Below are 20,204 nucleotides of genomic sequence, written 5' to 3' on the forward strand. Positions count from 1 at the left end.
AAAGGGTGTATCAAGGCGCGCGTGATCTCCATTTACGTGGACCTGGCCCTGGGCCTGGTGGTGTCGTTCCTGCTGCTGTCGCTGCTGGTGAGCGGGCTCAACGAGGCGGTCGTACGGCTGCTCGCCATCCGCAGCAAGTTCCTGTGGGCGTATCTCAGGGACACCATGGACGGCTCGGACCCGCAGGGCAGGTCGTGGTTGCCGGCCAAGCTGCGGGACGTCTTCGCCGCGTTGCCGTTCGTCCGCGACCCCCGGCCCAAGCACAGCGACCAGCCCGCGCCCGCCGAGCCGGGAGCCCTGCCCGCACACGAGACCAAGGCGGAGGACGCCATGGTCAACCTGCTCTACCAGCGGGTCCAGGAGATCGACCACCCCAAGAGGGGCCGGACCAGCATCGCGAACATCCCCCCAGGGCGCTTCGCGGTCGCCCTGATGGAGATGGCCGCCGGGGATCCGGACGGCGTCGAAGGCTTCCTGGACAAGCTCAAGGCGATGCGCAGCCCGCTCTACGGTCACCTCAAGGGCGTGTGGGAGATGGCCCAGCGCGACCTCGACCGGTTCAGGCAGGGGGTCGAGATCTGGTTCGACGGGGAGATGCAGCGGCTGTCCATGCTCTACAAGCGGTACGTCAAGTGGGTCGTGGCCGTGCTGGGCGTCGTGGTGACGCTGCTGTTCTCGATGGACGGGCTGGAATACGCCAAGACGCTGCTGCGGGACAACGCCTTCCGCGCGTCGGTGACGGCCGTGGCGGAGGCGGGGCCGGACGCGTACAACGAGCTCAAGGCGCAGTGTACGGGCGGCGCCCCCGTGCCGTGCGTCACCGAGACGCTCAGCCAGCCGGCGCTGGTCAAGATGCTCGACCAGGCGCTGGTCAGCGTGTCGATCCCGGCGCAGGGCGACCCGGCCATGCACTGGAACGGCGGCTTGTGGTGGGATCGGATCATCACGCCGAGCCACTGGCCCGGCTACCTGCTGACGTACGTGGCGCTGCTGTTCGGGGCGCCGTTCTGGTGGGACGTGTTCCGCCGCATCACGGGGATCAAGCCGAGGCGCTGACCTGGGTGGTGCCGCCCGTGGCCGGCGCATCGGGAGCAGGGCCGTCCTCGTCGCAGGCGACCGGGATGCACGCCCGCCGACGTCCTGGACAACCCGAGCAGCCCGCGTACTCTAGCTCGGATGGAAACCGAGCGATTGATCATGCGCAGGTGGCGCGACGAGGACCGGGAGCCCTTCGCGGCGATGAACGCCGACCCCGAGGTGATGGAGCACTTCCCCGCTCTGCTCACCCGTGAGCAGAGCGACGCCATGGTCGACACGATCGAGCAGCAGTTCGACCGGCTCGGCTACTCGTGGTGGGCGCTGGAGGTACGCGAGAGCGGGCAGTTCATCGGCTTCACCGGCCTGGCGCTGCAGACCTTCGACTTGCCGTTCCTGCCCGCCGTCGAGGTCGGGTGGCGGCTGGCCCGCCCGGCCTGGGGCCACGGCTACGCCATCGAGGCGGCCAGGGAGGCCGTCAGGTACGCGTTCGAGGAGGCCGGGCTCGACGACATCATCTCCATGACGGCCATGCGGAACACACGATCCCAGGCCGTGATGAAACGTCTCGGGATGACGCGTGACCCCGCCGAGGACTTCGACCACACCCGGCTCCCCGCGGACAGCCCCCTCCTGCGCCACGTGCTCTACCGGCTCAAGCGCCCGTAGGCCGACGCCCGGCGCTCGTGGCGCTCTCAGGCGCTCATGGCGTAGAGGACGTCGCGCAGGGCGGGCTCGCGGCTGCGCAGCCAGACCAGCCGCAACGCCAGCCTGGGCGCGTCGGAGTCGAGCGCCACCAGCGCGCCGGAGGCCAGGTCGGGCTCCAGCGCGAAGTCCGGCAGCAGCGCGCTGCCGAGCCCCTGCCTGGCCCACTCGCGGGCGGTGGCGATGCTGGTCAGCTCCCTGCGCGGCACCCCCGGGCCGAACACCCGGTCGGCCGCCAGCCGGATCGAGCAGCCGGACGCGCTCACCAGCAGCGGCTCCCTGTCGCCGCCCGGCGCCGCGACCAGCGACAACCCGACCTCGCCCACGTCCAGGAAGTCCATGTCGGGCGGCGGCGTGAACCCCAGCCCGCCGATCTGCATCCCCGAGTCCAGCAGCAGCGCCGCGTCCAGCTCGCCGCCGGCCACCTCGGCCAGCAGCGACTGCCTGGTGCGCGAGCGTACGTCCACCTCCAGGTCGGGGCGGCGTTCCGAGAGGCGGCGGATCACGGCGGGCAGCTTGGCCGCGGCCAGCATCTCCAGCGCGCCGATCCGCACCCGGCGGCGGCGTCCGGTGACGGCGCGGCGTACGTCGTCGGCATGGTCGAGCAGGCCCTGCGCCCGGGGCAGCAACGTGGCGCCCGGCTCGGTCAGCCGCATGCCCTGAGGCGTGCGCTCGAAGAGCGCCACGCCGAGGCTCCGCTCCAGCCTGCGCACCTGCTCCGACACCGACGCGGGGGCGAGGCCGAGGCTGGTCGCCGCCCCGGTGACGGTGCCCGCCCCGGCCACCGCCACGAACCCCCGCAACTGACGCAATTCCATGGATGTCAGCATACGGTTCTCCCGAACGCTCCCTGCGGTTGTGCCTGTTGAGGGGATATGTCGTGGTTAATCAGGCTGTGGCGCATGCGAATGTTCGGTTTCTCCCTCGCCTACTTCCTGGTGATCCTCGACACCACCGTGCTCACGATCGCGCTGCCCGACCTGCGGGCCTCGCTCGGCGGCTCGCTGGCCGGTCAGCAATGGGCCGTGAACGCCTACACGGTCGCCTTCGCCGCCGCCCTGCTCACCGGGGGAGCGGTGGCCGACAGGTACGGCGCGGCCCGGATCTTCAAGGTGGGCGTGGCGGCGTTCGGCGTGATCTCGCTGCTGAGCGCCGCGGCGCCGAACCTGGGCGCGCTGATCGCGCTGCGGGCCCTGCTCGGCGTGGCGGGCGCGCTCTGCACGGGCGGCTCGCTCGGCCTGCTCGCCCAGCTCTTCCCCGACCCGGCCGCCCGTGCCCGCGCCACCGGCCTGTGGGCGGCCATCACCGGCAGCGCGCTCGCGGCCGGCCCCCTGCTCGGCGGCCTCCTGGTGGACCTGTACGGGTGGCGCGCCGTCTTCCTGCTCAACCCACCCCTCGCCCTGATCAGCCTGCTGGCCATGCGCAAGGTCCGCTCGCCGCGTGGCCTGCGGCGCATCGACTGGCCGGTACAAGCGCTGGCCTGCGCCTTCCTGGGCCTGGTGGCGGATGCGCTGATCGGCTCCTCTTTCCCGGCGGGCGTTCTGGCGGCGGCCGTCCTGGTCTCGCTGGTGCTCGCGGAGCGCCGCAGCCACGCCCCGGCGCTGCCTGGGGGCCTGCTCGCCGCCACCTGGCCGGAGCTGCTCGCGGGCCTGGTGGCGAACTTCGCCTTCTCCGGCGCTCTGTTCGTCCTCACCCTCCTGCTCCAGGACACCCGTCACCTCAGCCCGATGGCCGCCGGGCTGGCCTTCCTGCCGCTCACGCTCCCCATGACGGTGAACCCGCTGCTCACCGGCCGCCTGGTGGCCCGCCACGGTCCCCGGCCGCCGATCCTCGGGGGTCTCGCCCTGCTCGCGATCGGCCTGACGGGCGTCGCCCTCACCGACGTTCTGGCGCCCTGGCTGGTGGTGATGGGCTTCGGGTTGTCGTTCGTGCTGCCCGCGTTGATGGCGGGCATGGTCAACAGCGCTCCGCCGGGCACGGCGGGCACGGCGGGAGGCGTCCTGAACGCGTTCCGCCAGGTCGGCGCCACCCTCGGCGTGGCGGTCATGGGCGTCATCGGCCGGCCCCTGCTGGCGGCGGCCATCCTGACGGCGGTGACCTGCGCCTGCTACGCGCTGGCCGCCCGCCGCGCCCGCGCCGCCAACCCCGCCATCCCCGCCTGACCCGGAGGCGAGGATGCGGGTATCGTGATCGGCCCGTGCTCCCCGGCCGCGATGACGAGGTGACCATGTATTTCCAGCATTCCGATGCCATCTGGCGGGACTTTCCCGAGCTGGCGCCCGGGTTGATCTTCGCGCCGGGCATCTCCACGGACGTCTCCGTCGACGACCGGCTCGCCCGGTTCGGCGAGATCGCCGCCAAGAGGCTCGCCATCGCATCGGAAGGCGAGCTGCCGGAGATCCAGGCGTGGCGGCGGGCGTTCTCGAAGATGGGCCTCAAGCCGACCCGATATCGGTGCGCCTCGGAGTCGCTGCTGCGCCGCTTCAGGAAAGAGGGATCTCTGCCGCGCCTGCATCCCGTGATCGACCTGTGCAACGCGGTCTCCATCGCGTACGCCATCCCGGTGGCAGTGTTCGACGCCTCCCGGATCTCGGAGTATGTGGAAGTGCGGCATGCGGCGGGCGACGAGACATACCTGACCTTCTCCGGCGAGACGGAGCACCCGCCGGCCGGGGAGGTCATCTTCGCGGACGCCCTCGGGAACGCGCATGCCCGCCGCTGGACCAACCGCCAGAGCGGCTATTCGGCCATCCGCGACACGACCACCGACGTCCTGATCGTCGCGGAGGCGCTGCACGACACGGCGCGGCAGGACATCGAGTCCCTCACGGCCACGCTCTCCGACGAGCTGAGCACCCTCTGGCCCGTCACCCCGAAGTCCGCGATCCTGGCCCCGTCCGCGCCCCGGTTCGAGTTCGCGGGGACGTGAGGCCGTAGGAGATCCCTAGCGGGCGCGCTGAAGATGGTCCCGCAGCACCACAGCCTGGTTGTGCTCGGTGTCCTTGGCCGAGTAGAGCAGCGTCACCGGCCCCTTCTCGGCGGCGGCGAGCAACGGTTCGACCGTCTCGGGGTGCTCGGCGAGCTCGGCCCGATAACGCTCGGCGAACTCGGCGAACCGCTCGGGCCGGTGGCCGAACCACTGGCGCAGCTCCTTCGACGGCGCGACGTCCGGCAGCCATCCGTCGAGCCGCAGGTCGTCCTTGCGCACTCCCCGAGGCCACACACGGTCGACGAGGAACACCGCGCCGCGGGCAGGCGCGTGATCGTAGACACGCTGGATGACGATCGGTCCCATGACCGGTTCCTACCCAACCACCTCGTGGCCCGCCCGGTCAGGCGGACTGGCGGCCCAGGTGGCGCAGCTGGTCAGGGGTCAGTACGGAGACGTCCTGGTCGACGGGGTAGTCGGAGTACTGGTGGATGGTCCAGGACTTCCAGTCGGCGGGCGGGGTCACCATCCCCTTGGCCTTGCCGTAGTGGGCGACCCACAACGGATATTCGGACAGGCCCTTGCCGTAGATGTTGGCGAAGCGCCAGCCGCTGTAGAACATCGGGGTGATCCCGGTCTTGGCCTTCACGTGCGACAGCCACGCCTTTTCCCAGGCGTTGACCTCGGCGACGGACTTGCCGTCGGTCGTCTCCATGTCGAGGACCAGCAGGTCCCCGCTCTTGGCGGGCTGGGCGTTCACCACGGACAGGAAGTGGTCGGCCTCGGCGATGGGGTTGTTGCGGGGGTGGCCGTAGTGGTAGGCCCCGCGTACGATGCCCTTCTTGCCCAGCTCCCGCCAGTGCCTGGCGAAGGCGGCGTCGGTGAAGGTCATGCCCTCGGTGGCCTTGATGATGCCGAACTGGGCCGGGCTGGCGTTCCAGTCGTACAGCGGCTGGTAGTTGGAGACGTCCTGGCCGTAGGTGAGCGGCTCCTGCTCCTGCACGGCCGCGTGCGCCGGGCCATGCTCGGCGGTCGACGCGATCGCCGGGCCGGTCACGCTCGCCAGTGTGGTGGCCCCGGCCAGGAGAGCGCCGGCGGCAGAGAGGCTGAGCCGTTTGGAGAGATCGAGCATGGGGGATTTGACTCCTTGCTTCCATGTCGCCTACCGGGTTAGCTGACGGGTTCGGGCTTGGAAGTGCCCTACGGGCGCAGCCTGGGCTGGCGTCCGATTCACCCCGGGATAAAGGCGGGTCCCCGGCTCCGTGATGTGCGGATTCGGCCTGTCAACGATGCGGCAACGATCCGGCGAGTGCTCGCCAAAACGTGGGCCGTAATGCTGAAAAAGGTATATATGCCCCCATAATCATTGCAAGTGGGGCAAATCCCCTCGCAATGTACGCGTACTCGCGTAAACCCTGAATCGCCGTACCTGTAGGGATTTCAGGGCTTTGGCAAAATCTTCGGCGCGGTACGCGAGCCCGGGACCGGGGGACATTCGTGACCTCTCCGCTCGTGGCGGGAGGTGCCGGTGGGGTTCACGGTGATCGGCTCTCGACCGGCGCTTTCAGTCTTGGTGACTTTCTCGTGGCAACCGAAAGGCCATCGACCGTGCCCTCAACGGGACAGCCGATGGCCTTTTACGGGCTACGGGATCAGATGTCGTAATAGAGCTCGAACTCGTGCGGGTGCGGCCGCAGCCGGATCGGGTCGACCTCGTTCTCCCGCTTGTACGCCACCCACGTCTCGATCAGGTCCGGCGTGAACACGCCGCCCTCGAGCAGGTAGTCGTGGTCCTCCTCCAGCGCCGTGAGCACCTCGGGCAGCGAGCCGGGCACCTGCGGCACCTGGCGGGCCTCCTCCGGCGGCAGCTCGTAGAGGTCCTTGTCGACCGGCTCCGGCGGCTCGATCTTGTTGCGGATGCCGTCGATGCCCGCCATCAGCATCGCCGAGAAGGCGAAGTACGGGTTGCACGACGGGTCCGGCACCCGGAACTCGATGCGCTTGGCCTTCGGGTTGGAGCCCGTGATCGGGATGCGTACGCAGGCCGAGCGGTTGCGCTGGGAGTAGACCAGGTTGACCGGGGCCTCGTAGCCGGGGACCAGGCGGTGGTAGGAGTTGACCGTCGGGTTGGTGAAGGCCAGCAGCGACGGCGCGTGCCTGAGCAGGCCGCCGATGTAGTAGCGGGCCGTGTCGGACAACCCCGCGTAGCCGACCTCGTCGTAGAAGAGCGGCGAGCCGTCCTTCCAGAGCGACTGGTGGCAGTGCATGCCGGAGCCGTTGTCGCCGAAGAGCGGCTTGGGCATGAACGTGACCGTGTGGCCGAATTCGAGCGCGGTGCTCTTGATGATGTACTTGTAGAGCATCAGGTTGTCGGCCGTCTTGAGCAGCGTGCCGAACTTGAAGTCGATCTCCGCCTGACCCGCGGTGCCGACCTCGTGGTGCTGCATCTCGACGTCGATGCCGCACTCGATGAGGTTGCGGACCATCTCCGAGCGCAGGTCGGTGAAGTGGTCCATCGGCGGCACGGGGAAGTAGCCGCCCTTGTAGCGCGGCTTGTAGCCGAGGTTGCCGCCCTCGGTCGCCTTGCCGGTGTTCCAGGCGCCCTCGATGGAGTCGATGTAGTAGTAGCCGGCGTGCTGCTTCGTCTCGAAGCGCACGTCGTCGAAGATATAGAACTCGGCCTCGGGGCCGAAGTAGACCGTGTCGGCGATGCCGGTGCCCCTGAGGTAGTCCTCGGCCTTGCGCGCGACGTTGCGCGGGTCGCGGCTGTAGGCCTCGCCGGTCAGCGGGTCGTGCACGAAGAAGTTCAGATTGAGCGTCTTGTGCTGGCGGAACGGGTCCACCACGGCGCTGGTCGGGTCGGGCAGCAGCAGCATGTCGGACTCGTGGATCGCTTGGAATCCGCGGATCGACGAGCCGTCGAACATGAGTCCGTCTGTGAAGACGCTCGCGCCGAAGTTCTCAACCGGGAAGGTGAAGTGGTGAGTCGTCCCCGGCAGGTCTGTGAACCTGACATCGACGAACTGCACCCCTTCGTCACTGATGAACTTCAGGACGTCGTCGGCGGAGTTGAACACTCTCGAACCTCCCTGGGACTGGCCATCATGCCGACGTTAGGCCGTGGCCGTTTCCGAATGGTGTCTCGTTTGTTTCACACATGTTACGTAGGTCAGGTGCCCTGCGACGCCTCGCAGCCGTCGTCGCTGCTCGGCTCGTCGTCCAGAACGTAGGGATCTGAGGGTGGTCCGGTGGCACCCACCTTGTCCTCAGGCGAATCCTCGTAGTAGGGGTGAATGAACCCGTCCTCCACGTCGCAGCGGGCGGGCGTCGCGCTCGCACCCCACCCGTCCACCCAGACGACGAGCCGGCCGGACTCGCGGTACAACTGCACGCTTCCGGTGGGATGGGTGACGAGCCTGACGGTGGTGGCGGGCTGGCCGGGGCGGTGCACCGCGTAGACGACCAGGTGGTTCAGCTTCACCTCGACCCCGCGCAGGCCGTCTTCCCGGAACGTGCCCAGCGTGGCCTGTCCTCTCACCTTGATGACCTCGGTGGTGAGCTCGGCCGTCTTCGGGGCGAAGCTGTTCACCATGGGCCGGTTGGGCTCCTTCGAGTCGTCCAGGTCATCGCGGAACCAGTCGCGTTGCTCGCGGTCCAGCAACTTGGCGAAGGCGTCCGGATCTCCGCCCAGCAGCGTCTTCTTGTCGAGGTAGGCGGCGGCCAGCAGCTCGCGCGTCCGCTCCAGCCCCTTGGCCACGTCCTTCTTCGACAACCCGCCCAGCGCCTTCGCCTCCGGCAGCACGAACCCGTCGATCCCGTCGGCGTAGTCCTCGGCCGGGGACCCGGCGAACGGGCTCACCACCTCCGCCGGCGCCGCGACCACCGGTGTGGTCTCCTCGGCCATAGCAACCACCGGCGTGGTCTCTTCGGGCACCGCGCCCGAGGGGGCGAGCAGGTCGGGCCGGAACATGACCACCACGCCCGCGGCGGCGATCAGCGCCGTGATCGTGGCCATCGCGAGCCAGGCCCGCCCGACCCGCCGCGGCGGTCCTGTCTCGGGCCTGGCCGCCGTGGATAAGCGGGCGTCCGACCGGTCTGTACGCCGCTCTCTGGCCCCTCTTTTCGCGTCGGCCCGCATCCTGCGCTGTTCCTCGGCGTCGATCTGTGAGACCAGCGCGTTGAAGCGCTCGTCAAGGTCATCCCCGTGTGGCATGGCGTACATCATGACCGTCTCTTGACGCGGTTGGGTCACAATCCGGACCGGCCCACCGGGCGGCTACCGTGGAGGGCATGAGCGGCAACGGACCTCGGTGGACGCAGACGTGGCTGGGCGGGCTCCGGTCCGCCGGGGTCGATCTCGGATACCCGGGAGAGCGCCTGGGCCTGCCCGAGGGCGGCCGCGGGTCGATCGCCGGGTGGGGGCGCAGGATCGGCGCGCTGGTCATCGACTGGATGATCTGCACGTGGGCCATCGTGCAGCTGCTGCTCAGGATGAACCCGGCCGAGTCGCCGTGGGCACCCGTCGTGGTCTTCGCCCTGCAGTACCTGATCCTGGTGGGGTTCATGGGGCAGACGTTCGGGCATCGGCTGGCGGGGATCAGGGTCACCGCGATGGACGGCGGCAACCCGCGGTTGCTGCCCGTGCTGGTGCGCACCGTGCTGCTGTGCCTGGCCGTGCCCGCGCTGATCTGGGACCGCGACCACCGAGGGGTGCACGACCGCGTGTCCAACACGATGGTCGTCCGCATGTGACCTGCGGGAGCGGCGCTGACGACCTCGGCTCGTACGGCGTGGTGAAAATGCTCGACGAGGCGAGATGGGAGCCCAGGAAGGTCTTCCACGCCCTGGCGGCTAGATATTCGCGCAGCTGAGGATGGCCGTGCCGGGAAGGTGGCGGCCGCGTAGCGGGCTCCAGCCGCCCCACACCCGCTCGTGTCCCTCGGGCCACTCCGGCTCCAGCAGCCCGGTGATCGTCAGCCCGGAGGCGACCACCAGGTTCACCCAGTCGCCCATCGTGCGGTGGTGCTCGACGTACGTGGGGGTGCCGTACTCGTCCCGCTCCACGTAGGGGGAGCGGTCGAAGTAGGAGCGGTCCGACGTCAGCCCGCGCGGCCCCGGATCGTCGGGAAAGGCCCAACGGACGGGATGGCTCACCGAGAACACGAACCGGCCGCCCGGCCTGAGCACCCTGCGTACCTCGCGGAAGACCGCGAGGGGGTCGGCCACGAACGGCAGCGCGCCGAACGCCGAGCAGGCCAGGTCGAAGCCCGCAGTGGCGAACGGCAGCGCCTCGGCGTCGGCCTGCACCACGGGGACGTGCAGCCCGGTGTCGAGGTCGATGCGCTGCGAGTGGCGTAGCTGGCGGTGGGAGAGGTCGAACGCCGCCACCTCGGCCCCCTGCGTCACCAGCCACCGCGCGCACTGCGCGGCGCCGCAGCCGAGCTCCAGCACGCGCCGCCCGCGCACCTCGCCGAGGAGGTGCGCGTCGGCCTCGTCCACGCCCTCAGGGCACCACACGAACCCGCTGTCACGCAGGAACTCGCCGTGCTCGACCTGGTAGTCGTCGGCGTTGCCGTCCCACCAGCCACGGTTGGCCCTGGACGAAACTTGCACTAGCGCATCTTGGGGCCGCGCGGGATGCGGGTGCCCTTGGGCATCGGGCCCTTGGGCATCGGCATGTTCTTCGGCAGGGAGCGCAGCCGGTCCTTCACCTCGTTGACGGCCGGCTTCTTCAGGTTGCGCGGCAGCTTCATGATGTGGCGCTGCAGCTTGCCGAGCGGCACCTGCCCCTCGCCGTCGCCGCACTGGATGTCGTAGATCTCGATGCCCAGCACCACCCGCGCGACCCGCTTCTTCTCGGCCGCCAGCATCTTGGCCACCCGGTTGCCGGGCCCCTCGGACACCAGCACGACGCCCGGATAGCCGACCACCAGGTGGATCAGGTCCTGGTCGCGGTTGACCGCCATGGCCGGGGTGACCTGCCAGTTGCCGCGCATGCCCTGCAGCACCGCCGCCGCGGCGCCGGTCTGGCCGTGCAGGATCGAGTATTGGGCCTTCTGCGCGAGTTGCCCGAACACCACCAGCCCGACCGTGAACGCCGCCAGCACGCCGATGAACACCGAATACCACAGGTAGTCCGTGACCAGGCCGATCACGACGACCACAGCGAGCGTGCCGACCGCCGAGAGGAAGACGATCGGCATCCCCTTGGGATTGGCCTGCTTGATGATCTGCGCGATCATACGGAGCTGCTTGATGCGCCCCGGCTTCTCTGAGTCTTCGGACTTTGCCATGCTCAGAAGAATACAAACCAACTGGTGCAGGTAGGAAAACGTGGCCCCGCCAATTTGGCCACGATCAGACCTTCACGGTGACCGACAGTCGCAGATCGGCCACGTGGTGTGCGGCTTCCAGCGTGTACTCGCCCTCGACCGTCCGCCACCCGCCCTCCCAGACCTGGAAGGCGCGTTCCGGCAGGAAGATCGTCGTGATCACCGTCTCTCCGGGCTCGGCCTCGACCACGTCGAACCCGGCCAGCCTGCGACCGGACCCGTTGGACAGGTAGATCTGCACGACCTCGCGGCCGGGCCGCGGCCCCGTGTTGGTGAGGGCCACCGTCACGCTCGCGCCCTCGGCGGCGATGGAGTCGTACGACCAGGTCGTGTAGCCCAGGCCGTGCCCGAACCAGAACATGGGCGTCCGCCCCTCCCATGCCCGGTACCCGATCGACACCCCCTCGTCGTACGCCACCACGCCGTCCACCGGCGTCACCTTCACCACGGGAGCGTCCGCCAACCGCCGTGGCCAGGTCGTGGGCAGCCGCCCGCCCGGCTCGGTGTCCCCGAACAGCACGTCGGCCAGCGCCGCCCCCGCCTCCTGCCCCGGGAACCAGGTGAGCAGCACGGCCGCCACCTCCTCCAGCCACGGCAGCTCGACCGGCGAGCCCGCGTTCACCACGACCACGGTGCGCGGGTTCGCCGCCGTCACCGCGTGGATCAGCTCGTCCTGCCGTCCCGGCAACGCGAGGTCCGAGCGGTCGAAGCCCTCGCTCTCCACCTCCGGCGTGGTCGCGGCCACGACCACCGCAACGTCGCACTCCGCCGCCACCCGCAACGCCTCCGCCATGAGCTCGTCCTCGCCGGGGGCCGGGGCGGCGTGGCCGAGCGTGAAGGAGACGAACGCCAGGCCGCCGAACACCCCTGCCGGATGCGTCACGGCCACCTCATACCGCTGCCCGGCCGTCATCGGCACGCTCACCCGCCGCTCGGGCGGGGACAGGAACGCCACGGCCGGGTCGCCGGGCGGCTCGATGCTCTCGTCCAAGACGGTCTCGCCGTTGACGGTGACGGTGTAGGCGCCCACCCCGGCGACGGACAACCGGTGCTCGCCGGAGACCTCCGGTACGTACGCGGCCCGCAACCGCACCGCCTTGAGCCGGTCGCCGTCCACGTCGCGCGGCAACTGGCCGATCCACCGCACCTCGGCGGTGGCCAGCCGATGTTCGGCCAGCATGCCACCCTCCGCGTCCAGGAACGCGGCCTGGGCCGGGCCGGAGAGCGGTGACAGGCGGATGCGGGGATCGGTGCCGAGCGCGTACCGGACCTGGGTGCGTTCGCTGAGACCCTGGAGCGGCGAGACGATCCGGTCGGGGAAGACCTGTGCGCTCCCGCCACCCATGACGCGCGCCTCGGCGGTGGCGGACCCGATCACGGCGAGTGTCCGGACGCCGTCGAACGGCAGGATGCCGTCGTTGGTGAGCAGCGTGAACCCGCGCGCGGCCACCTCCCGGGCCAGCGCCACCCCATCGACGGGCCGCTCGGTCCCGCGCGGCTCCGGGCCGCGCAGTGCGCCGACACGCTCGGCCAGGCGCAGGATGCGGCGGACACGGTCGTCGACGGCCGACTCGGGCACGCGCCCCTCCCGCACCGCCGCCTCCAACCGCTTCCCCCAGGGCCCAGACGGGCCGGGCATGGCCACGTCCGTCCCGCCCAGGGCGGCGGCCTCGGTCGTGCGCACCGCCGTCCAGTCGGACACCACCAGCCCGTCGAACCCCCACTCGCCCTTCAACACCCCGTTCACCAGGTCCGCGTGCTCGGTCATGGTGGTGCCGTTCACCGAGTTGTACGCGGTCATGACACCCCACGCACCCGCACCCACCACCCGCTCGAACGGCCGCAGGTACACCTCACGCAGCGCCCGCTCGCTCACCCGGACGTCCACGGTGAAGCGCTCGGTCTCGAAGTCGTTGGCCACGAAGTGCTTGGGCGTGGTGGCGACCCCGCCCTCCTGGACGCCCTCGACGTAGGCGGCGCCGATCTCGCCCGTCAGGTACGGGTCCTCGGAGAAGCACTCGAAGTGCCGGCCGCCGAGCGGGGAGCGGTGCAGGTTGAGGGTGGGGGCGAGCAGGACGTGCACGCCCTTGCGCCGGGCCTCCTGGGCGAGCAGCCGCCCGGCCCGCCTGACCAGGTCCACGTCCCAGGTCGCGGCCAGCGCCGTCGGGCTCGGCAGGGCGATCGAGGGGTCGGTGGAGCTCCACTGCTCACCGCGTACGCCGATGGGGCCGTCGCTCATCACGAGCCGGTCGAGGCCGATCTCGGGCAGCGGCGGGAGCGACCACATGCCGGCCCCGGTGAGCAGGCGGATCTTGGTGGCGAGGTCGAGCCGGCCGATGAGTTCGTCGAAGTCCACGAACACATCTTCGCCAGCGAACCGAGCGCTCGATAGGTTCGCCATCTCCGCGTCACGTAAAGCCGTCACGCCACGAAGAACTCCAGCAGCTCCGGCACCAGCGCCTCGACCGCCACGTTGTGCGCCTGGTCCGCCAGCACGCGGCGCACCGCGCCGGGCACCGCCGCCGCGACCGCCAGCCCCGCGTTCGCCATCCACAGAGGGCTGTTCTCGCCGTTGAGCACGAGCGTCGGCTGCGTGACGCCGGCGAGCCGGCCGGCCAGGGCATTCCCGGAGCCCAGCACGGCCGCCTCGTAGGCGAGGGTGTGCGCCACCGCCTCGGCCTGCGGCCAGGACGGCTGCGCGCGCATCGCCGCCACGGCCGCCGGCGGCACCTCGGCCGCCACCATGAACCGCTCCACCACCTCCGCCCGCCTGCCCGCCCTGACCAGTGCGTCGAGCTGCGCCGCGAAGTCGTCCGGCAGCGCGGGGGCGCTGTCGTCCAGGTGGTACGGCGGCTCCCACAGGGCCAGCTTCGAGATGGCCGGGGTCACCGCGGCCGCCTCGAGCGCCAGTGCCGCGCCCGACGATCCGCCGAACACCATGGCCGAGCCGCCCGCCACCTCGATGACGGCCGCCAGGTCCTCGATCTCCCGCTCGACGGCGTACGGCTGGGTGTCCCCGCTGTCGCCGCGGCCCCTGCGGTCATAGTTGACCACCGTGAACCACGGCGCCAGGGCGGCCGCGATGGCGGTCATCATGGGGTGTCCCCTGTCCGCGAACGCGCCCTGGACCAGGACGACCGCCGGGCCCGCGCCGCAGCGGTCGAAGGCGATGGCGGTGCCGTCCGCCGAGGTCGCCTTGCCGCTCAGCCGGCGGGCTGCACCAGGCACAGCGCCTCCCAGTGGTGGCCGTCGAGGTCGGCGAAGCCGCGCTGGTACCTGAAGCCGTCCTCCTGCTGGACGCCCGCGGGGGTCGCGCCCGCCGCCAGCGCCTTGTCCACCAGCTCGTCCACCTGGGCCGGGTTCTCCAGTCCCAGCACCAGGACGGCCTCCGTGGCCTTGCCGGCGTCGGCGATCTCCTTGGTGATGTACGAGGCGAACGTCGGCTCGGTCAGCAACATGACCTGCGTCTGCTCGCTGATGATCACCGACGCCATGTCCTCGGCCATGCCGAACAGGTCGAAGCCGAGGTCGGTGAAGAACTTCTTCGACCGGTCCAGATCCTTGACCGGCAGGTTGACGAAGAGCTGCATTTCCTGGTCCCTTCTCATCGATTCGCCCCCAGTCTGCCGTCCGGGGGCTCGCCGGTCTTGGATCTGGGCGCCAGGCGGATTGACGTTCAGCGCACGGTGTTGAGCCGGCGGTATTCGGCGGGTGGCAGCCCGTACGCGCGCCGGAACAACCTGCTGAAATGCGCCGAGTCCGGCAGCCCCCACCGGGCCCCGATCTCGCTCACGGACTCGGTCCTGCCCTGGGCCAGCTCCGTGCGGCAACGCTCCAGGCGGCGCTGCCTGATCCAGGCGGCCACCGTCGTGTGCTCCGACTCGAACAACCGGTGTAAGTAGCGCACGGAGATGTGGTGCGCGGCCGCCACGGTGGCCGGGTCGAGGTCGATCTCGCCCAGGCGCTGCTCGATGAAGGCGTGGACCTGCAGCAGCAACATGCGTTGCCGCGAGTCGGGCGGCAGCGACCGGGTCTGCTCGGCCCGTTCGGCCACGGCGGTGCTGACCAGGTCCATCACCACGGTCGACAACCTCGCGGCGCTGCCCGGCTGGTAGGTCTCGTGGTTGAGGGCCACCCGGCGCAGCAGCGGCACGGCCAGCGCGGCGGCACCGGACTCCGCGGTGATGGGGACCGCGGCCAGCGCCGCGACCGAGTCGACCGGCACTGTGAGCAGGTCGCGCGGGAAGCTGAACACCGCGAGCCGCACCGCCGAGTCGTAGGCCAGCTCGTAGGGCCGGGTGAAGTCGTAGATCGCGAACTCGCCCCGGCTGAGCTGCGTCTGCCGGCCGTCCTGGGAGATCCGCGGGCTGCCCGACAAGGTCAGCACTACCCGGTAGAGGTCGGGATTGTCGCGATGGATCAGGCCCGAGGTCCGGTGGACGCTGTGCGGCGTGGACGTGCGGATGCTGCCGACACCCACGGAGCCGAGCTTGCCGAACTCGATCTGGCCCCGCAGCGGCGCGTCGGGGTCGATCCGCAGGTCGAGCGGGCCCAGCGTGTCGCACACGATGCTGCGCCAGGCGTCGTGACGACGCTCGGCGGGCAGGTCACTCGTGCGGATCAGAACGGCCATGCCCGTCGCCCTCCGTCGGTTGCCCTGCCATGCTAGCGACGCCCCTCAGCTCCGGAAAGCCGCCCAAACCACCCCACCGGCCCTCCGGACATGAAGCAGCCCCGGGCGCACCCGGGGCTGTGCTTGCCGATCTCAAGCGGTCTGGCGAGCCTCGATGGCCTGCTTGTAGAGCCTGCCCGCCCGGTAGGACGAGCGGACCAGCGGGCCGGACAGGACACCGGCGAACCCGATGGCCTCCGCCTCGGCCTGCAGCTCCACGAACTCCTCCGGCTTCACCCACCGCTCCACCGGGTGGTGGCGCGGCGTCGGCCGCAGGTATTGGGTGATCGTCAGCAGGTCGGTGCCCGCCGCGTGCAGGTCGCGCATGGCCTCGACGATCTCCTCGCGCGTCTCGCCCATGCCCAGGATCAGGTTGGACTTGGTGACCAGCCCGGCCTCGCGGGCCATCGTGATCACCGCGAGCGAGCGGTCGTAGCGGAACGCGGGACGGATCCGCTTGAAGATCCGCGGCACCGTCTCGATGTTGTGCGCGAACACCTCCGGCCTGCTGGAGAAGACCTCCTCCAGCTGGTCGCGGTCGCCGTTGAAGTCGGGCACCAGCAGCTCGACGCCGCAGCCCGGCAGCAGGCCGTGGATCTGGCGGGCGGTCTCGGCGTAGAGCCAGGCCCCGCCGTCGGGCAGGTCGTCACGGGCCACACCGGTCACGGTCGCGTATTTCAGGCCCATCTGCTGGACGGACTCGGCCACCCGGCGCGGCTCGTCACGGTCGTACGCCTTCGGCTTGCCCGTGTCGATCTGGCAGAAGTCGCAGCGGCGCGTGCACTGGTCGCCGCCGATGAGGAAGGTCGCCTCGCGGTCTTCCCAGCACTCGTAGATATTGGGACAGCCCGCCTCTTCACAGACCGTGTGCAGGCCCTCCCGGCGCACGAGCGATTTCAGCTCGGTGTATTCGGGGCCCGTCTTCAGCTTGGTCTTGATCCACGGGGGCTTGCGCTCGATAGGGGTTTCGGCGTTACGCACCTCCAAGCGGAGGAGCTTTCGGCCTTCAGGGGCAACGGTCACGCTCTCAGCTTACGTCTCCTGTTGAACCGGCCGGTTCGAGGGTCAGGTGATGAGACCGAAACCGCGGATCGCACGCGTGTAGTGGGCGAGCAGCTCGTCGTCGATCCGCTCGGAGTCCCGCGTCCCGAGCAGCTCGGAGTGCGGGGCCGAGGTGAGCACGCCGTCGTCGGTGAGCCTGGACCTGGCCAGCACGCCCTGCCTGATCGACGACGCGCTCTCGCCGCGCAGCGCCGCCGCCTGCATCGGCGCCAGGTAGCCGCCGCCGGCCGCCAGCTCGTCCAGCTTCGCCAGCTCCCGCTCGGAGGCGACCCGCAGTGCAAGCGCCTGCTGCCGCTGCGCGGTACGGCTCTCGCCGGCGCGGGCCAGCTTGGACAGTGCGTACTCCAGCAGCAGCACGGGGCCGCCGAGCACCCGGCCGAGGTCGCGGCCGATCCCGCTCGCGACCTCGTACGTGGTCCCCGGGTGATCCATCCCGCCCAGCGAGGAAGCCGCGATCTTGGTCTGGGCCTCCTGCCTGACCTGCAACGGCCGGGCCCCCATCAGCGCGTCACGCCAGGCGTCCAGCGTGAACAGGGCGCCGCTCACGACCAGCTCAGCCCCGGTCGGTACCCCCGCGTACGCCATGGCCAGCAGGACCACCCGCTGCCTGGGCGGCAACGCCAGCCACAGCGGCAGGCCGACGACCAGCACCGGGGTACGCGGCAGGCCGACGCGGTCATAGCGGGTCTCCGTGGCCAGGTCCCTGATCGCCACCTTCCTGGGCCGCCCGACGCCGACCTGGTCGGCCACGCGGTCCGCGGCGGCGTACAGCTCCATGGCCGAGGAGCGGTCGAGCACCTCGGCGTCGGCGGGCAGGCGGCCCAGGCGCGGCCGCAGCGCCCATCCGACGGCCAGGCTCACGCCACCGACCAGCCAGGCCAGGAGGGAGTCGAGGTGGTTCAGGATGACCCACGCGCCCAGCAGGACGAAGCCCAGGGTCAGCAGGTGCACCATGAGCGCGAGGACGAAAGCGAAGAGGCGCTTCACACGGGAGATCGTAAGCCGGATAAATCCGGAATTTCGCCGCTATTAGATGCCGATTCGGTTACCGCCGGAGAAGGTCCTCTTCGTGGAGTTCGTACGACTCCAGGCCGAGCGCCTCCGCCAGCCGCTTCTCCGCGATCGGCATGACCTCCTCCACCACGATGCGCCGGCCCGTCTCCGCCGACAACGAGGAGACGCCCACGTCGGGGATGCCGCACGGCGCGATCCGGTTGAACCAGCGGGGGTCGTTGGCGCAGTTGAGGGCGAAGCCGTGCATGGTGACGCCGCGCGCGACACGCAGGCCGACCGCGCCCAGCTGGCGGTCGGGCAGGCCGAGGCTGGCGTCGCCGGCCGCCCAGACGCCGCCGCGGCCCCGCACCCGCCTGGCCGTGACGCCGAAGTCGGCGCAGACCTGGATCATCGTGTCCTCCAGGCGGCAGGCGAACGCGGTCACGTCGGTGATGGCGACGATCGGGTAGGCGACGAGCTGTCCGGGACCGTGCCAGGTGAGGCGGCCGCCCCGATCGACGTCGACGACCGGCGTGCCGTCGGCCGGGCGCTCGTGCGGCGCGGTGCGCTTGCCCGCGGTGTAGACGGGCGCGTGCTCGAGGATCAGGACGGTGTCGGTCAGCTCTCCGGCGACCCGCTTGCCGTGCACCCAGCGCTGCAGCGACCAGGCCTGCTCGTAGGGGACGTCGACGCCAAGTCGGACGATGGCGAGTGCGTGGGGATCGTCCCCGGGGATGGGGCGCATGAGCCTATTGTGCCGTTGCCTCACCCTTGAAGGGTAATCAGGGGGTCAGTAGCCGTGGCTCGATCCTCAGCTCCTTGACGCCGCCCGCCCCGTCGCTGTCCACCTTGTACGCGTAGCCGCCCGGATCGACGGTCACCGCCTGGATGAACTCCGTGCCCACGTAGTGCAGCGCCACACCCTCGTCGGCGGCGTAGCCACCGGGCAGCTCGCCCTCGGCCACCGACTTCTGCAGCAGCGGGCGGCGCTGCGGCTCGGCGTTGTAGTGCACGCCGCACGAGTAGGGCAGCAAGCCCAGGCCCTCGGCCCACACCCGCAGGTCGGGGCCGAAGGAGTCGGTGTTGCCGCCGACGTGCCAGCACAACGCGCCCGCGCTCTGCCCCGAGAGCACCACTCCGGCCCGCCACGCCTCCGCGAAAGCCTCGTCGAACCCGTGCAGCCGCCACAACGCCATCAAATTGGCCACGCTGCCCCCGCTGACATAGATCATGTCCTGTTCGAGCATCCACGCCGCGGGATCCTCGACGTTGGGCATCGGGAACACCGTCAGATGGCTCAGCTCGACGTCCCAGCCCGCGAAGGCGCCGTACATCTTCAGCAGCCAGTCCGCCGAGTCACCCCCCGCGGTGGCGACAAGGCCCAGCTTCGGCCGGTCCTGCCCGGTCAGATCGAGGCCGTAGCGCAGCAGTGGGCTGGCCTCGATGAAGTTGTGACGCCTGCTCTGACGGAACGATCCACCGCCGATGGCGAGGATGTGCGATTGCCCTGACCCGCTCATGTCAAGATTCTCCCCACGTAATGAAAGAAGACGAACGGCATCCTAGAGTACGTCGCTGAGCGCCTCTCCGAGAGAGGTATGGGTGAAGCGGAAACCGCTGTCCAGCAGCTTCTTCGGCAGGATCCGGTGCCCGGGCAGCAATCCCTCGCGGGCGAACTCGCCGAGCCCGGCGGACAGCGCGAAAGCCGGAACGGGGATCGGCATCGTGCCCCTGCGCAGGGCTTTTCCGAGTGTGCGGGTGAATTCGGCGTTGGTGACGGGGGAGGGGGAGGTCAGATTAACCGGCCCGGAAATATCCCGATTTTTCAATACATGGAGTACGGCCCGCGCCCAGTCGTCCACGGTGATCCACGACCAGTATTGTTTCCCCGACCCGAGCGGCGCCCCCAGCCCGATCTTGAAGATCGGCAACACCCGCCCGAGCATCCCGCCGCGCCGGCTGAGCACCAGCCCCGAACGCAGCTGCACGGTCCTGATCCCCGACTCCCCGGCCCGCCTGGCCTCGCCCTCCCACTGCTCGCACAGGTCCGCCAGGAACCCGGCGCCCTTGCCCTGGCTCTCGTCGATCTCCCGGTCGCCCGTGTCGCCGTAGAAGTCGACCCCGGAGGCGGACACGAGCACCTCGGGCGGCCTCGACAGCTCCCGCAACGCGTTGACGAGCACCCGCGTGCCCTCCACCCGGCTGGCCACCAGCTCCCGCTTGTAGGCCTCGCTCCACCGCCGGTCCCCGATCGACGCCCCGGCCAGGTGGACCACGCCCTCGGCGCCTTCGAGCGCGGCCAGGTCGACCACCTGCTCGGCGGGCTGCCAGAACGCCTCGTCGGCGGCGCGGGGCTTACGGCGTACGAGCCTGATGACCTCCTGGCCGTCGGCCCGCAACGCCTCCACCAGCGCGCTTCCGAGCAGCCCCGACGCCCCCGTCACGATGATCGCCATAAGCCCACACTACGCCGCCA

21 protein-coding genes and 1 riboswitch are annotated in these 20,204 nt (G+C 70.3%); of the genes, 5 read left to right on the top strand and 16 right to left on the bottom strand.

Going from position 1 to position 20,204, the window contains the following annotated elements:
* Window positions 1-21 precede the first annotated feature (21 nt).
* Window positions 22-1,056, top strand: a complete 1,035-nt coding sequence (locus ACFLIM_RS00560) for a hypothetical protein (protein WP_393160656.1) — start codon at window positions 22-24, stop codon at window positions 1,054-1,056.
* A gap of 120 nt (window positions 1,057-1,176) precedes the next feature.
* Entirely contained in the window at window positions 1,177-1,704 is a 528-nt protein-coding gene (locus ACFLIM_RS00565; RefSeq protein WP_393160658.1) for a GNAT family N-acetyltransferase, read from the top strand.
* Window positions 1,705-1,730: 26 nt separating this feature from the next.
* Here the strand turns inward: ACFLIM_RS00565 and ACFLIM_RS00570 are convergent, their stop codons facing one another.
* Complete coding sequence (locus ACFLIM_RS00570) at window positions 1,731-2,558, bottom strand: LysR family transcriptional regulator (protein WP_393160660.1); 828 nt, start codon at window positions 2,556-2,558, stop codon at window positions 1,731-1,733.
* An 84-nt stretch (window positions 2,559-2,642) separates the two neighbouring features.
* On the opposite strand from ACFLIM_RS00570, the gene ACFLIM_RS00575 reads away from it, so the two are divergent.
* A complete protein-coding gene (locus ACFLIM_RS00575) occupies window positions 2,643-3,902 on the top strand; it encodes an MFS transporter (RefSeq protein WP_393160662.1) in 1,260 nt (419 codons plus the stop codon).
* A 35-nt stretch (window positions 3,903-3,937) separates the two neighbouring features.
* Window positions 3,938-4,669, top strand: a complete 732-nt coding sequence (locus ACFLIM_RS00580) for a B3/B4 domain-containing protein (RefSeq protein ID WP_393160664.1) — start codon at window positions 3,938-3,940, stop codon at window positions 4,667-4,669.
* A 15-nt stretch (window positions 4,670-4,684) separates the two neighbouring features.
* Here ACFLIM_RS00580 and ACFLIM_RS00585 read toward each other — a convergent pair whose 3' ends face one another.
* From ACFLIM_RS00585 to ACFLIM_RS00600, 4 genes are all read right to left on the bottom strand, one after another.
* On the bottom strand, window positions 4,685-5,035 hold the full coding sequence (locus ACFLIM_RS00585; protein ID WP_393160666.1) for a DUF488 domain-containing protein: 351 nt from the start codon (window positions 5,033-5,035) through the stop codon (window positions 4,685-4,687).
* A 37-nt stretch (window positions 5,036-5,072) separates the two neighbouring features.
* Window positions 5,073-5,801: a glycoside hydrolase family 25 protein gene (locus ACFLIM_RS00590; protein ID WP_393160668.1), complete on the bottom strand. Its 729-nt coding sequence runs from the start codon at window positions 5,799-5,801 to the stop codon at window positions 5,073-5,075.
* Between the two features lie 12 nt (window positions 5,802-5,813).
* A riboswitch (cyclic di-AMP (ydaO/yuaA leader) is annotated at window positions 5,814-5,960 on the bottom strand.
* A gap of 361 nt (window positions 5,961-6,321) precedes the next feature.
* Window positions 6,322-7,746 carry a type I glutamate--ammonia ligase gene (glnA, locus tag ACFLIM_RS00595; protein ID WP_393160670.1) on the bottom strand — a complete coding sequence of 475 codons (1,425 nt, stop codon included), beginning with the start codon at window positions 7,744-7,746 and terminating at the stop codon, window positions 6,322-6,324.
* 92 nt (window positions 7,747-7,838) lie between these two features.
* Window positions 7,839-8,882, bottom strand: a complete 1,044-nt coding sequence (locus tag ACFLIM_RS00600) for a hypothetical protein (protein ID WP_393160672.1) — start codon at window positions 8,880-8,882, stop codon at window positions 7,839-7,841.
* A 77-nt stretch (window positions 8,883-8,959) separates the two neighbouring features.
* Here ACFLIM_RS00600 and ACFLIM_RS00605 point away from each other — a divergent pair, with 77 nt between their 5' ends.
* The gene (locus ACFLIM_RS00605; protein WP_393160674.1) at window positions 8,960-9,421 is read left to right on the top strand and encodes an RDD family protein; all 462 of its coding nucleotides are present in this window, start codon (window positions 8,960-8,962) and stop codon (window positions 9,419-9,421) included.
* Window positions 9,422-9,520: 99 nt separating this feature from the next.
* On the opposite strand, the gene ACFLIM_RS00610 is transcribed toward ACFLIM_RS00605, so the two are convergent.
* The 11 genes from ACFLIM_RS00610 to ACFLIM_RS00660 all read right to left on the bottom strand — a co-directional run bounded on the left by ACFLIM_RS00610 (window position 9,521) and on the right by ACFLIM_RS00660 (window position 20,184).
* A complete protein-coding gene (locus ACFLIM_RS00610) occupies window positions 9,521-10,282 on the bottom strand; it encodes a class I SAM-dependent methyltransferase (protein WP_393160676.1) in 762 nt (253 codons plus the stop codon).
* Window positions 10,282-10,962 (bottom strand): DUF4191 domain-containing protein, encoded by a 681-nt coding sequence (locus tag ACFLIM_RS00615; protein WP_393160678.1) that lies wholly within the window; start codon window positions 10,960-10,962, stop codon window positions 10,282-10,284. The genes ACFLIM_RS00610 and ACFLIM_RS00615 overlap by 1 nt, the downstream gene beginning before the upstream one ends.
* A gap of 64 nt (window positions 10,963-11,026) precedes the next feature.
* Window positions 11,027-13,357 (bottom strand): beta-glucosidase, encoded by a 2,331-nt coding sequence (locus ACFLIM_RS00620; protein WP_393160680.1) that lies wholly within the window; start codon window positions 13,355-13,357, stop codon window positions 11,027-11,029.
* A 65-nt stretch (window positions 13,358-13,422) separates the two neighbouring features.
* Window positions 13,423-14,229 carry an alpha/beta fold hydrolase gene (locus tag ACFLIM_RS00625; protein WP_393160682.1) on the bottom strand — a complete coding sequence of 269 codons (807 nt, stop codon included), beginning with the start codon at window positions 14,227-14,229 and terminating at the stop codon, window positions 13,423-13,425.
* The gene (locus ACFLIM_RS00630) at window positions 14,205-14,591 is read right to left on the bottom strand and encodes a VOC family protein (protein WP_393160684.1); all 387 of its coding nucleotides are present in this window, start codon (window positions 14,589-14,591) and stop codon (window positions 14,205-14,207) included. Before ACFLIM_RS00630 ends, ACFLIM_RS00625 begins: the two co-directional genes overlap by 25 nt.
* A gap of 86 nt (window positions 14,592-14,677) precedes the next feature.
* On the bottom strand, window positions 14,678-15,634 hold the full coding sequence (locus tag ACFLIM_RS00635; protein WP_393160686.1) for an AraC-like ligand-binding domain-containing protein: 957 nt from the start codon (window positions 15,632-15,634) through the stop codon (window positions 14,678-14,680).
* Window positions 15,635-15,766: 132 nt separating this feature from the next.
* Complete coding sequence (gene lipA / locus ACFLIM_RS00640) at window positions 15,767-16,696, bottom strand: lipoyl synthase (RefSeq protein ID WP_393160688.1); 930 nt, start codon at window positions 16,694-16,696, stop codon at window positions 15,767-15,769.
* Between the two features lie 42 nt (window positions 16,697-16,738).
* Window positions 16,739-17,722, bottom strand: coding sequence for a hypothetical protein (locus tag ACFLIM_RS00645; protein ID WP_393160690.1), 984 nt, complete (start codon window positions 17,720-17,722; stop codon window positions 16,739-16,741).
* Between the two features lie 58 nt (window positions 17,723-17,780).
* Window positions 17,781-18,473 (bottom strand): lipoyl(octanoyl) transferase LipB, encoded by a 693-nt coding sequence (gene lipB / locus ACFLIM_RS00650; protein WP_393160692.1) that lies wholly within the window; start codon window positions 18,471-18,473, stop codon window positions 17,781-17,783.
* Between the two features lie 37 nt (window positions 18,474-18,510).
* Window positions 18,511-19,248, bottom strand: coding sequence for a Type 1 glutamine amidotransferase-like domain-containing protein (locus tag ACFLIM_RS00655; protein WP_393160694.1), 738 nt, complete (start codon window positions 19,246-19,248; stop codon window positions 18,511-18,513).
* Between the two features lie 42 nt (window positions 19,249-19,290).
* On the bottom strand, window positions 19,291-20,184 hold the full coding sequence (locus ACFLIM_RS00660; protein ID WP_393160696.1) for a TIGR01777 family oxidoreductase: 894 nt from the start codon (window positions 20,182-20,184) through the stop codon (window positions 19,291-19,293).
* Between the last annotated feature and the right edge of the window lie 20 nt (window positions 20,185-20,204).

It is taken from the genome of Nonomuraea marmarensis (genome assembly GCF_043197025.1).
GTDB lineage: Bacteria > Actinomycetota > Actinomycetes > Streptosporangiales > Streptosporangiaceae > Nonomuraea > Nonomuraea marmarensis.

Coding starts and splice junctions, on each gene's coding strand:
- ACFLIM_RS00655 (WP_393160694.1), bottom strand. CDS start 19,248: ATGAGCGGGTCAGGGCAATCGCACATCCTCGCCATCGGCGGTGGATCG.
- ACFLIM_RS00635 (WP_393160686.1), bottom strand. CDS start 15,634: ATGGCCGTTCTGATCCGCACGAGTGACCTGCCCGCCGAGCGTCGTCAC.
- ACFLIM_RS00600 (WP_393160672.1), bottom strand. CDS start 8,882: ATGCCACACGGGGATGACCTTGACGAGCGCTTCAACGCGCTGGTCTCA.
- ACFLIM_RS00605 (WP_393160674.1), top strand. CDS start 8,960: ATGAGCGGCAACGGACCTCGGTGGACGCAGACGTGGCTGGGCGGGCTC.
- ACFLIM_RS00590 (WP_393160668.1), bottom strand. CDS start 5,801: ATGCTCGATCTCTCCAAACGGCTCAGCCTCTCTGCCGCCGGCGCTCTC.
- ACFLIM_RS00615 (WP_393160678.1), bottom strand. CDS start 10,962: ATGGCAAAGTCCGAAGACTCAGAGAAGCCGGGGCGCATCAAGCAGCTC.
- ACFLIM_RS00585 (WP_393160666.1), bottom strand. CDS start 5,035: ATGGGACCGATCGTCATCCAGCGTGTCTACGATCACGCGCCTGCCCGC.
- ACFLIM_RS00565 (WP_393160658.1), top strand. CDS start 1,177: ATGGAAACCGAGCGATTGATCATGCGCAGGTGGCGCGACGAGGACCGG.
- ACFLIM_RS00575 (WP_393160662.1), top strand. CDS start 2,643: ATGCGAATGTTCGGTTTCTCCCTCGCCTACTTCCTGGTGATCCTCGAC.
- ACFLIM_RS00570 (WP_393160660.1), bottom strand. CDS start 2,558: ATGGAATTGCGTCAGTTGCGGGGGTTCGTGGCGGTGGCCGGGGCGGGC.
- lipB (WP_393160692.1), bottom strand. CDS start 18,473: ATGCGCCCCATCCCCGGGGACGATCCCCACGCACTCGCCATCGTCCGA.
- ACFLIM_RS00660 (WP_393160696.1), bottom strand. CDS start 20,184: ATGGCGATCATCGTGACGGGGGCGTCGGGGCTGCTCGGAAGCGCGCTG.
- ACFLIM_RS00630 (WP_393160684.1), bottom strand. CDS start 14,591: ATGCAGCTCTTCGTCAACCTGCCGGTCAAGGATCTGGACCGGTCGAAG.